Here is a 12,303-nt window from a genome sequence, read left to right on the forward strand (position 1 = left end):
CAGCAACACGGAGGAACCCGGCCGAGCGCCGGGCCCTCACCATGCCTACAGAACAGCTAAAAGCACGCGAATCGCATTCATCGAATCATAGCTATGGGCCGACGGCCAAGCGAAAGACTGAGGCTAGGCGGCGTCGAGCTGACCCCCGCAGGCCGACATACCGCCAGGCTAGCGCGGACCTCGGCTTCCAGGAACGCTCCGGTACTCATGGATCCCATCCGGATCAACGCGACAGCCCGGGAAGCCTAAGAGGATCCTTCGTGGGGCCGGGCAACCCATCGTCAGCTGGTGCCGGCGCCGCGTTCGTGCTGCGGGAGCGATCATCAGTCAAGGTGCTCCGCGAGTTCCCCAGTCTCCGCAAATCTGCTTGAGTGCAAGATGCCATGGGAAGCTATCTATCCTCTCGTCGCCCGTGCCAGGCTCGTGAGGTTCCCATTGACCAGGACCGAATACGATGCGGACACCTTCTTCGCGCAGCGCACGTACGGCGTTGCGGAATGGATGCCGTGTGGCCAACGCCGTGTTGACAAAGGGTATGACCACGACGGGTCGACCCCGTCCGATGGCTTCGGCAACAACGTTGAGCGCATAGGTGTCGTTGATTCCAAATGCGAGCTTATTGATGGTGTTGTACGTCGCTGGTGCGACAATGACTGCGTCAGCGGTGCTGGATCGTGGCCCGGACTCACCGGCCGCACGGTAGCCGCTCCGGACTGCCGCGCCTGACTGAGCTGCCAACGCATCGACGTCGACGAAGCCTGCACCGGTGGGCGTGGCGACAAGTCGGACGGTCCATCCATCATGTTGCGCAAGCTCGACCAGGCGACCTACCCGGTCCGCAGGACCGGCACCACAAACGACAATGCAGAGGATTCGCTCGTTCATGCGCTAGTTCTGACCCGGGCGGCATACTGCTGAACTCGGCGACGCAATGCGGCAGGGCTTCGTTGGGCGAGCTCGTCGATAAGCTGATGGACCGCTGGACGGCGGCGAACCTCCTCAGGGGCGTATCGCTCGGCCTGGCGGATTGCGCCGAGCGCGTTGTCTGCCTTCCCCCATTGGGTGTATGCCCGGGCTGTGTCCAGAAGAACCATCGCCTTGCGCTCAGGCAGCTTGAGTGCCGCTAGATCGATCTCTTTAGCGTAGGCCACCGCGCTTCCCGCGTCGCCGAGTTCGACGGCAACGGCTACACGATGCGCCGTCACGTTCGTCGGTCCGAAGGCGGTCCACAGTAGGTTGCCGTCCATACCCAAATGTTCTGCGGTGCCTGCGGCGAAGTTCAGCAATTCGTATGCCTGATCGCGGTCCTCCTCCCGGGCGGCCGCGATGGCTCCGCGCAGCAGGAGAGCGCCGTAGACGGACATGGCCGCTGGCTGGTCCATGTTGACGCTCGCCGAGAGCCTGTCGGCCGCACTAATCGCGAGCCGCACACCTTCTCGCGCGTGCCCGGAGGCCATCAAGCAATGCGTGAAGGCGCGTGCCCCACATGCGATCAAGACTTCGTCGCCTGTGCGCTCGGCGGCGGCGGTGCAACGCTCGGCCGCTACCGCGGCAAGAACTGGTTTGCCTCCCTTGAGAAGGAGGCCACTAGCGACCTGATAGGCCTCTGCTTCCAGCGCGGCCAATCGCCGATCGTTCAACGTCTTTTTCGAAGAACGGATGCCAGCGAATACTGTTGGCAGGGTGGCACTCGCGGCCGCGTATTCACTGTGCTGATATGCCCTACGGCTTTGCGAGACGGCGGCCGCCAGCTCATCGGCTTCTATAGGCCTCTCGGCTGCGTTTGGAGGGTCTCGATCGAAAGGGCTAACCATCACATCGATGAGTGCCGCAATGGCGGGGCTCACAAGGCCAGCAACTACCCGGCGCCGTTTCATCATGAAATCCGAATCCGCGAACCCTAAGTCTCCCACGCGAGGCACGTCCTCGTCCGCAGGCCCGACCGGTAGCTCTCGACTGGCAACATTATGAACGATACGTGTGCGCTGTCGTGGCGGCGCTGAGCTCGTCGGAGTTCGACGTTCGGCGATAAGGCCGATCATAGCGGGATTGTCCACCTGCAGCGCGGTGCAGAGGCTCGCGAGGCGCTCTTCGCACATACCGCCACCGACACGGCCTTGTTCAACTCGGCCGATATAGTTTTCGTCTAGCGGCACATGCTCACAGGCACCCATCACCGGCTGCCCGTTTGCGATGTCGGCTACCTCAGGCCGCGATAGGCCTAAAGCTGCACGCCTCTCCCAGAAAAAGTCGTTGCGCGTGAAGTGCTTCTTGGCCACCGTTGCACACCCCCCGGACCGGCTCGCTCTTGGTAGATCAGCGACGTCATCTTCCCAACACCGTCAGCAACCTTGCAACCTGCGCGTGCCCACCAGGCGGCCGACCTCGACGGCGGCTCTGAGTGCTGGTGCGGGCTCGTACGGAGCACGACGACGGAACCATCGCCCTAATACCGGGCACCTTGGCGTTGATCCGTATGACAAGGCGGGCACTTCGCAGCGCAAACGCGGCGTTGTTCGCAAGCCGCAGCAATACGGCGTCCTCGACTCGAGCATCGACTTTGCAGCGATTCGACGCGTCGCGAGCCACAAAGTTTCTCGGCGAACCGGCCGACGTCACCCATGCAGCTGTCTACTCCGCGTGCTGACGCAACTGGGAGATTCGGCCGAGATCTGCACCATTCGACCTGTACGTGATCTTGTCTGCCATCGGAGCGACACCGAGCTTTTTGTAGAACATCTGCGCTTCGATATTTAGTGCATCGGTTTGCCATTCCACCCGACTGCAACCAGAATCTATCGCAATGGTGTGCAGGCGCGACATGAGGTCGATACCGATCCCGCGGCGCCGATGGGGATCACGTACGTACAGTTCTTTTAGGAACAATGACCGGGAGACGCCAGCGGCCGGCCACAGAAAGTTGTAACTTGCAAGACCTAGCGCCTCGGCCGCTTCCATGGCCAGCAGCACGCGAGCCGCTGGAAACGGGTCGAAGAGCGCTGCTTTGATGTCGCGTTCCCAGTCCTGGCGCGGCGGGAATTCTTCCGTGCCATAGAACCGTTCCACCTCGATCATTAGATCTGCCACCGTTGAAAGGTCGCCGGGTTCGGCGTGGCGAAAAGTGATCACTGAGAGAGCTCCGCACCTGTCGACTTGATCATTTCCAGGAACTCATGGACTTCACGGACCGCTGAAGAGTCTGCGTCAGCGGGCAGGGCCGGACCGACGATCGCCTCGGCTCGCGCGATAACGAGACGGTCGAGTTGCTGAGGGGGAAGCGCGCTGAGGACATTCACCACGTGACGGCTTCCCCCTTTGAGGTCGCCTTCCTGGATCAGACACGCTGCCTGGTCCAGGTAGATCAGCGTCCGGTCCAGATAGTTCGCCGCCGGGTAGAGCTCCAGAGCCCGCTTCTGTGCTGTCCGCGCCGACTCGCTGTCGCCGAGGTGCGTGAACGCGTTCCCTGCGTGGAAGCGCAGTTGCGCCTCGTCGTACCCCAGCGCCGACGCTGCAGTCTCCACGGGGCTCAAAGCGGCTAGCTGTTCCTCAGCACGGCCGAGCGCCGTCCGTGTGCCCGCAGCGTCACCGATCGCCGCTCGTGCTCGAGCTTCTAGCGCCGAGGCCAGCACCGGGCCGACACCGCCCGCCTTGACCTGTTCCTGAGCGCGTTCGGCTGCATCGATCGCGGCGCCCCAGTCGTCGGCGTAGAAGTACCGGTGCGCTTCCTGTGCCCACACCCATGCCTTGGTCGCGGGATCACCGCATCCCGCGGCAGCGATACGCGCGGTTCGACCCCACTGTTGCGCTGCCGCGAACTCGTTGAGTTTGAGCAGCGTCAAGCTCAGCAAGCCGGCCATCTGGGCGGTGATTCGCGTGGCGCGCTGCAGGCTGTGCGCGGTGTGCCGGCGGTACAGCAGTTGCTGGGCGTCATCGGCGTCGACTAGGAGGTCGGCGCACAGCACAGCAGGAGGGCGATAACGCGTCGCCCGTGCGTGCCGGGCGACGACGCCCTCCCAGTCGTCCAGGCTTTCCGGTGCCACGTCGCTGTCGCCTAGGGCGCTTTCGACACGTAGCCGGATCTCCTCGGCCGCAGCAAGCACTGTGGGCGCCTCGTCGTCCCCCGCAGCACGAGACGGCCGGGACAGATCAGCTGCCGAAGGCGCGTCGCCGTAGTCCTGTCTCGGGGCGACTATGCGTGGCTTCCGGCGTCGGGCGGGGCCTGATCGGGTTGGGCGCCGTCGCTCAGCAACCAGCCCGATGTCGGCCGGATCCGCGACGTTCAACACCGCACAGAGGGCCGTCAGTCGCTCGGGGCAAATGCCGCCGCCGATGCGGCCTTGCTCGATCCTGCCGATAAAGTTCTCGGTCATCAGGGTGTGGTCACACGTTCGCATGACGGGCTCGCAGTTGGCCGCCTCCGCCAGCTCGCTCCGTGACAGTTTCAGCCGTTGCCGAGTGTCCGAGAACAGCTCGTTGCTCTCGAAGTCTGTCTTCGCCATCGCCGTGCCCCCGGCCGACTCATCGCTAAAGGACCAGATTGGTCATCATCCCAGCGATCACCGCTACAGCGCAACCGCCCGGACGCCTAACCGGCAGCGCAGGGAACAGCGAAATCGGCTCCGCCTGTGGCCGTACGAGCCGACTGAATTCGCCGTCTGCGCAGCCTGGGGAGCCGTAGTATGGCCAGCCAGTTTCTATTGGGGATGGTCGAAGACACCCGTCCTGATAGCTACCAGGAACTGACCGAACGCGGATGGCGTCAGTTCGAGAACCGGACCAGTGGGATCCTTCGAATCCCTGATCGCCACAGTGCCATCATCAGCCACACCGATTTCAACACAGTTACCCGTCCCCGTGCTCTTGGACGACTTCCGGAACAGCCGGTACACCCGGCCGGAAAAACTGATGTAGGGACTCACGCTGATCTCCTATATTCTGACGACGAAGCTTCAACCTCGGCAACGAGGAAGTCCAGGGTGTCGGACGGACTCAACGCAGCGGATCGTAGCAATTCGTAGCGGTCGCGATACGCTGCCGACTTTGCCGATTCGGTTATGAATAAATCGCTGTCGTCCGTTTCCACCGCCACGACCTGGAATCCCTCGAGTTCAGGATATCGGTATATCGAGAATGATGTTGCCGGCACGGCCTCACCCGGCAACCGGGTCCCTAGGCGAAGGACACGAACGGTCACCGCCGGGGACTGTACAGCGACGTCGATGATGCGGTTGATTTGGTCCTCGATTACCGCTGGGGTGGCCACTCCGCGCCGCAGCACGGCCTCGTCGATAACTACGTCATAGCCGCGGGCTTGCTGGCCCGACAAGACTTTCTGACGGAGGATTCTCGCCTCGACACCCCTTTCCGCCGTGAATCGCTTCGACCAATAGCGGCGGTCCGCGACCGCCCGACCCATGGCGTATTCAGTGGTCTGGAGCAAGCCCGGAAACAGTGTCTGGGTGAATTCGCAAATTTCGGCGCCGGCTTCCAGGTCCGCGTACGTCGCCTGCCGCGAGCCCATCTCAATGCTGTAGCGATCCCACCACCCGCCCCGCTCAGCAGCCGCAGCGGCCTTGAGGAGAGATCGCCGATGATGTGTCGACACCTGCAGATACTTCAGGATCTTGGTGACGTCCTCCGCGTTCGACCTTCGTTCCGCCTTCAGGAGATAGCTGATCTTGCGCGAATCCACATCGGACCTTTGGGCAAGATCCCTGGCGGTACACCCCGAGCGCTTCAAGAGCTCGGCTAGCTCGGCGGCCAGCCAAATACGGCTGGCGAGTGGGCTGATCAATGGAACCTCCGGCGCGGACACTGCCTCGCGGCCCCATGCACGAGACCCCGGTGGCGGCATCGTATCCCGTCCACTCGCGATCCGGATGTCAGGTTTTCGAGTGAAGCTAAATCTCCGCAGGTGGAGCACGTGTGCACCTAAATGTGCACCGTGATGTGCACCTGCAATCAGGTGCACATCGTTCAGTGAGGTGCACACGACGGTGTAGTTCCCCCCGTCTCGGCTTTCCGCGATTGTTTCAACACGCCAGTAAGGACGGACGCGCCGACAAACGTCGTTGACGCCCTCCGTACCGCGTCGTCGCGAACTTCAGGGAGGCGAGCATGGCCGCAACGCGTACCAAAATGACGGCACCATGCTACCGCCTCCGGAACCTTCCGATTCTGACTGCGTCGAAATCACTATTGATTGTTCAGCAACTATGCTTTTTCCGGCTCGAATACGCGTTAGCACTATGCGCGACCAGGCCACTGGAAGACACGATGACGACTCCGGGGCGGGTGCTGCGACTGACTCGCCGCCCGCCTCGGAGTACATCGCGCCCGCGTCACGTACCTCCTGCACGCCGATGCCGGCAGACGCCGCTTACATCGACGCGGCGTCGACACCGAGCGCAAGGGAAGCCGATCCACCCGATACAGCCAGCCGATCAGCTTCCTCTGCACGACGTGCAGGTCCCCGGTGGTGTGCCGGCCCTCATCACCCTCGTGGCCGGCCGGCACACCACCCCAGCTTGGCGTCGTTCCCCTCTTCCTCCTCGCGACGAGAGACCTTCACTCATGCCCTCTTCCCAATCGGCGAGCGTCCTCTCGAGCCCGGCGCGCGTCTACGACCGGCCTCTGTGGATCGCCGGGCAGCAGCTGATGGCCGATCATCTGCCCGTGCCGGCAGACGGGAACCGCTGTCAGAATCCCCGCTGCACTGGCCGGGTCTACCCGTGCACGCCGGCGCGAACAGCCGCGCGGCTGGCCCTAGCGAGCCAGATGCCCTTCCACAAGCGGATGACGGCACTGACGGACGCCCTCACCTGCTCCGTGCCGCCGCCCTCCTACCTCAGCTCAATCGCCTTCCTCGACGCCGACCGCGTCGAACGGTGGCACCTAACGGCTGCGGCAAGCACCGGTACGGTCGCGGAACCCGCGCTGGCCACGGCGGCAGTCGCATGACCGCGGCCCCGGGAATCTCCCCGCCGGCCGGGAGTAAGCGGCGCTGGCTTCGCCTAGCCGACCGTCGGATCCGCACGAAGCTGACATTGCTCGTCGGCCTTCCTGTGGTGCTGGTTCTGCTGCTGGCCGGATATACCGCCTCGACGAGCTTGTCGGCCACCGCGCAGACGGGTACCGCCCGGCAGCTGGTCGACGTCGGCACTGCCGGCGCCGGGCTGACCGGACAGCTGCAGCAGGAACGAGCCGCGGCCGCGTTGGTACTCACCCAGTACAGCCCGGCGAAGGCCGCCGACGCCTACCGGCTACAGAACACCGCAACCGACCATGCCCTCGCCGTGTACTCGGCTGCCCAGGACGGCCTTGACTACGCCAATGGTCTCGCGGCGCCGTTGCGGCGGCTCAACGACCAGCTGGCGGCATTGCCGCTGCTGCGCCAAGACGTCCGCAGCGGTAACGACGCCACCGAAAGCTCGGTCGTCTTCCGCTACAGCGCGCTGATCTCCGCCCTGCTCGGGTTTGGGCAGTCGCTGAGCCAGGCCGACATCGACGCCGACACCGCCGACCAGCTACGCGCCGTCTCGACGCTGTCGCAGGGCATTGAGGCGCTGGGCACCTTGCAGGTCACTGTGGTCCCGGCGATCGCCGCCGACACGTTGACCCCGGCCGCGCAGCAGCAGGTCATCGCGGCAGACGCGGCGTTCGCCAGTAGCCAGGAGAGCTTCCGGCAGCTGGCCCCGGCCTCCTGGCAAGCGCTGATCACCTCGCAGCCCGGCAGCAAGCAGATCCTGACCGGTGAACGGCTGCATTCCACGGTCGTACGGACCGATGCCAACACCGGCCTCGAGCTCGGCGTGAGCCCTACCGGCTGGGTCGCCGCGATGACCGCGCGCATGCGGCAGCTGCACCAGGTCGAAGGCCAGTTCCTCGCCGAGGACCTCGCAGCGGTCACCGTCCAGCGCGACCAGCAGCGCCGCAACACCGTCGTGCTCGGCCTCATCGTGCTGGTGAGCTTGCTCGGGGTCGGAGCGATCGGCTGGTGGGTGACCCGGTCGATGACCGCGCCGCTGGCCCGGCTGGCCGCAGAGGCCACCGAGGTCGCCCAGCGGGTGCTGCCGCGGATGGAAAGTCAGCTCAACAAACGCGGAGTCACCCGTCAGGAACTGGACGAGGCGCTCGAAGCCGCATCGCGGCCGCTGCCGGTGCCCGGCAACGACGAGATCGGCCAGGTCATCGCCGCGTTCAACGACGCGCGCGGCTCAGCCGCCCGCGTCGCCGCAGGGCAGGCGGAGTTCCGCGAGATCGTCGCCGCCGCGTTCAAGACGCAGGCATACGAGCAGGGCAACCGCATCGACGCCATCACCTCGACACTGGATCGCCGCGAACGCGAGGACTTCGACAATCCCCAACGGCTCGACCACTGGTACGAGCTCGACCAGCTCGTCACCACACTGCTGCGCAGCGTCGGCACCATGCAGCTGTTCTCCGGCGGCCGCGTCGGACAGCCCCGCAGCGAGCCGCTACGTCTGCCGGACGTCGTGACCGCGGCCGTCAGCCGGGTCGAGGAGTACCAGCGGGTCGAACAGCACCGCATTCCCCTCGAAGTCATGATCGACGGAGACCTGGTCGACGAACTGATCCACCTGCTCGTCGAACTGCTGACCAACGCCATCCGCATGTCGCAAGGCCCCGTCGAGGTCACCGCGAAACCCACCCGCGAGCGGCTCTACATGGAGATCCGCGACCACGGCCTCGGCCTGAACGAGCAGCAACAACGCGAGATGCAACAGCGCATCGACCACTTCATCCTCGACGAATTCACCGCCCGGCACTACGGCTTGGCCGCCGTCGGGTTGATCGCCACCCGACGCGGCATCAAGGTCGAGCTGGACTCGCTGGCCAAAGACGGCACCAGCGTCAACATCGCCGTGCCGGCAGGCTCGTTCTGGCATCAGCCGGTCCTGCTGCCGCCCATGGACGAGCGGGCCGCGCCGACACCAATGGTGGCCGCGCCCGCGGCGATGCCCGCCCGCCCGGTCACGCCAGCACCTCCCGCCATGCCGGCACCAGCGGCCGTCGACGCGCGGCCCCTGGACACGAGGGCGCTGACCGCGGTTGCCGGCCAGCCACCGGCCGCGGACGCGCTGGACGCCACCGTCGTGCTCCCGGCGCTGACGGGGGTCCGCGCCGGAATGCCGCACGGCCCGCAAGCCGGGCGGCCGTTGCCGATCTACGAAACCGTCGCCGCCAGCCATCCCTTGTTCGACCCGCACGCCGACGTCGAGCAGGTGGTGCAGTCGGTCACCGTCGACTGGGTCCGCGCCGAGCCCGAACAGCCGCACCCCCAACAGGAACTACTCACCGCCAGCGGCCTGCCGGTCCGGGTGCCGGGGCGCATGACCCCGGCCGAGCCCGTCCCGGTCGCACCCCCGGCGGTGCCCCGCCCAAGGGACGCCCGCGCGGGCCGGGCCCAGTGGTCCTCGTTCGGTAAGAGCGGCGCAGCGTTCGTCAGCTCCCGCTGACCCCTCCTCCATGCCCCTTTCACAGATTGGCTGCTCATGACGGCTCCGACCGCACCTGCACTCGGGTTGCGACCCGATCTGTCCTTCCTGCTCACCCAATTCGAGGCCCGCAACCGCGGCGCCGTGCGCACGGTCGCGGTGTCGGCCGACGGGCTGCTGCTGTGCGCCAGCCCGTCGGTCGACAGCCAGCCGCAGGCCGAAACCCTGGCCGCGATCTGTTCCGGCATGACCTCGCTGGTCGTCGGCCTGGCCAAGCAGCTGCGCGCCGGCCCGGAAGCCGACATCGGCATCGTCATGGACATCGGCTCCACCATGATCGCCGGCCCGTTCGGCAACGCCTATCTGATGACCCTCGCCCCGCCGAACGCCGACATGGGCGCCATCAACGAGGCGCTGCTCAAGCTCGGCGAATCCGTTCACGTCCAGCTCAGCCCCACCACGCGCTGACGCCGATCGCCGATCACCGGATCCCTCCATCCGGTCCGGGAACCCGCCGCGACCTATTTCACCCGGGCGCTGTACCCGGCCCGAGCGTCACCACCCTTCACGCACGCTACGCAAGGAGAACCGTGACCACCCGAAACCTGCGCCGACAGCCCACCGGCCGAGCTGTCCGCCTAGCAAGGACCATCGCCGCCACAACCGGCGTCCTGATGCTGACGGCCGCGGCCGGCTGCGCCGGCTCCAGCCTCGACACCACCGCCAACGACACGCCGTCCGGCGACACCATCACCGTCGGGCTGATCCTGCCCAAGACCGGCCCATACCAATCGCTCGGCGAGGACATGGCCGAAGCGTGGGACCTCTACCTGGAACTGCATGGCGGTAAGCTCGGCGGCCACACCATCGTCACCAAAACCGCCGACGAGGGCACCGACGAGGCCACCGCCCGCAAGTCGGCCCTCAAGCTGCTCGACCAGGACCACGCCACGGTACTGGTCGGCTCCGCGTCCGCGGTCCCGTCCGCCGTGATCGCCCCGCTCGCCGCCGCGCGGCACGTGCCGTTCATCGGCACCGGCGGCCGCCCGTCGGACAAGGTGATGCCCGACGTCAGCTACGTGTGGCACACCTCGTGGCAGTCCCGCGAGACCGGCGCCGCCATCGCCCCCTACCTGGCGAAGACCATCAAAGGCAGCGTGTACGCGATCGGGCCGGCGTACACCGGCGGCTACGACCAGCTGGGCGGCTTCACCGACGCGTTCGTCAAGGCCGGCGGGAAACTGGCCAACCCCGAAGGCGGCAACGCCCCCGGCGGCAACGCGTTCGCCGAAACGCCGTTCCCCGGCACCAAGGATTACAAGCCGTACCTGAACAAGGTCCGGGCCTCCGGCGCCAAGGCGGTCTACACGTTCTACGCGGGCGCGGACGCGATCCAGTTCGTCAAGGACTACCGCGACGCCGGCCTGTCCGACGTCCCGCTGTACGCGGCCGGGTTCCTTACCGAGGGCGACGCGCTGGAGTCCGAAGGCGCGAACGCGGACGGCATCTTCACCGTCCTGAACTACTCACCGACCATCTCGAACCAGGCCAACGCCGAACTGGTCCAGGATTTCCAGAAGAAGTTCAACAAGACCCCCACCTTGTACAACGTGACCGCATGGGACGCCGCGCAGGTCCTTGACCTGGCCATCGCCAAAGCCTCCGCCACGCCCGCCGGCAGCCCGTCGTCGGCGCCTGCCACCGGTCCTTCATCGGCGGGCGCGAGCCTGGCCGCGAGCAGCCCTGCCTCGGCAGGGCCCACCGCGAACGGCAGCGGCAGCGCCTCCGCGACCACCTCGGCAGGGTCGGTACCGCCGGTCACCGGGCAGGCCATCAACACCGCCATCGCCGGTCTCGGGCAGATCAACAGCCCGCGCGACACGTTCCGGCTCGACCCGGCCAGTCATGCCCCCATCCAGCCGTTCTACCTGCGCAAAGTCCAATCCGACGGCCGCTCGCGCAGCAACGCCGTCATTGCCACCCTCATCCCCGCGAACTAGAGGACCCTCCCATGCCCACCGCATTGGCTTCCGACGACCGGTACGGCTTCGACAACAGCACCAGCGACGCCCGTGACCAGGTCGGCCACCTCGCCGACTACCTCGACCCGCACACCTTCGCCGTCCTGGAAAGTCTCCGCCTGCCCGTCGCGGGCCGCTACGCCGACATCGGTGCCGGCGCCGGCACCATCGCGCAGTGGATGGCCGAGCATGGCGGCAGGAACGGCAGCACGCTGGTCATCGACCTACAACCGCAACACGTGCCCCCGCACCCGCGCATCGAGATCCTGAACCAGGACATCGCCACCGTGGCGCTGCAACCGGCCAGCTTCGACGCCATCCACGCCCGGCTGCTGTTCATGCACCTGCTGCAACGCGAGCAGATCCTGACCAACCTCGTCGACGCCCTAAAGCCCGGCGGGAAGCTGATCATTTCCGACTGGGCCACCGACCACCTCGACGACATGTTCATCGACGGCCCCGACACCGTCCGGCAGGTGTTCGGCACGTTCCAGCACACGCTGATCAAGGTGCTGGACGGTCATGGCATGGACTCCACCTGGGCACGCCGCGTCCCGGCCGTCATGCGATCCGCCGGCCTGTCCATCCACAGCGGACAGACGTACAACCGGGTCCTGCGCGGCGGCGACCCGGGCATGCTCCTGCACGCCTCCAACAGCCGCCAAAAGGAAAAGGAGCTGCTGGAAGCCGGCATGACCCCACCGCAGCTCACGCTGCTGCGGCAGGCGATGACCAACCCGGACGTGCTGACGCGCAGCTGGCCGATGCACACCACCATCGGCGTCCGCCCCGCCGCCTAACCCAGCCACCCCGTTTGAGGAAGG

At 66.1% G+C, this 12,303-nt stretch carries 10 protein-coding genes; 4 read left to right on the forward strand and 6 right to left on the reverse strand.

Annotated features, from left to right (window positions below):
• Positions 1-327: 327 nt before the first annotated feature.
• From QSK31_RS39720 to QSK31_RS39745, 6 genes are all read right to left on the reverse strand, one after another.
• Positions 328-885 carry a flavoprotein gene (locus tag QSK31_RS39720; protein WP_285689921.1) on the reverse strand — a complete coding sequence of 186 codons (558 nt, stop codon included), beginning with the start codon at positions 883-885 and terminating at the stop codon, positions 328-330.
• The gene (locus QSK31_RS39725; RefSeq protein ID WP_285689922.1) at positions 882-2,279 is read right to left on the reverse strand and encodes a hypothetical protein; all 1,398 of its coding nucleotides are present in this window, start codon (positions 2,277-2,279) and stop codon (positions 882-884) included. The genes QSK31_RS39720 and QSK31_RS39725 overlap by 4 nt, the downstream gene beginning before the upstream one ends.
• Positions 2,280-2,631: 352 nt before the next feature.
• Entirely contained in the window at positions 2,632-3,129 is a 498-nt protein-coding gene (locus QSK31_RS39730) for a GNAT family N-acetyltransferase (protein WP_285689923.1), read from the reverse strand.
• The gene (locus QSK31_RS39735) at positions 3,126-4,499 is read right to left on the reverse strand and encodes an NsdA family TPR-like regulatory protein (RefSeq protein ID WP_285689924.1); all 1,374 of its coding nucleotides are present in this window, start codon (positions 4,497-4,499) and stop codon (positions 3,126-3,128) included. The genes QSK31_RS39730 and QSK31_RS39735 overlap by 4 nt, the downstream gene beginning before the upstream one ends.
• A gap of 195 nt (positions 4,500-4,694) precedes the next feature.
• Positions 4,695-4,919, reverse strand: a complete 225-nt coding sequence (locus QSK31_RS39740) for a DUF397 domain-containing protein (RefSeq protein ID WP_285689926.1) — start codon at positions 4,917-4,919, stop codon at positions 4,695-4,697.
• The gene (locus QSK31_RS39745) at positions 4,916-5,854 is read right to left on the reverse strand and encodes a DUF5753 domain-containing protein (protein WP_352244544.1); all 939 of its coding nucleotides are present in this window, start codon (positions 5,852-5,854) and stop codon (positions 4,916-4,918) included. Before QSK31_RS39745 ends, QSK31_RS39740 begins: the two co-directional genes overlap by 4 nt.
• Before the next feature lie 1,213 nt (positions 5,855-7,067).
• On the opposite strand from QSK31_RS39745, the gene QSK31_RS39750 reads away from it, so the two are divergent.
• The 4 genes from QSK31_RS39750 to QSK31_RS39765 all read left to right on the forward strand — a co-directional run bounded on the left by QSK31_RS39750 (position 7,068) and on the right by QSK31_RS39765 (position 12,279).
• The gene (locus QSK31_RS39750; RefSeq protein ID WP_285689928.1) at positions 7,068-9,479 is read left to right on the forward strand and encodes a sensor histidine kinase; all 2,412 of its coding nucleotides are present in this window, start codon (positions 7,068-7,070) and stop codon (positions 9,477-9,479) included.
• 36 nt (positions 9,480-9,515) lie between these two features.
• Positions 9,516-9,926, forward strand: coding sequence for a roadblock/LC7 domain-containing protein (locus QSK31_RS39755; protein ID WP_285689929.1), 411 nt, complete (start codon positions 9,516-9,518; stop codon positions 9,924-9,926).
• Positions 9,927-10,048: 122 nt separating this feature from the next.
• Positions 10,049-11,458, forward strand: coding sequence for an ABC transporter substrate-binding protein (locus QSK31_RS39760; RefSeq protein WP_285689931.1), 1,410 nt, complete (start codon positions 10,049-10,051; stop codon positions 11,456-11,458).
• 11 nt (positions 11,459-11,469) lie between these two features.
• Entirely contained in the window at positions 11,470-12,279 is an 810-nt protein-coding gene (locus QSK31_RS39765) for a class I SAM-dependent methyltransferase (RefSeq protein ID WP_285689932.1), read from the forward strand.
• Positions 12,280-12,303 lie beyond the last annotated feature (24 nt).

This window comes from Actinoplanes sp. NBRC 103695 (assembly GCF_030269485.1).
GTDB lineage: Bacteria > Actinomycetota > Actinomycetes > Mycobacteriales > Micromonosporaceae > Actinoplanes.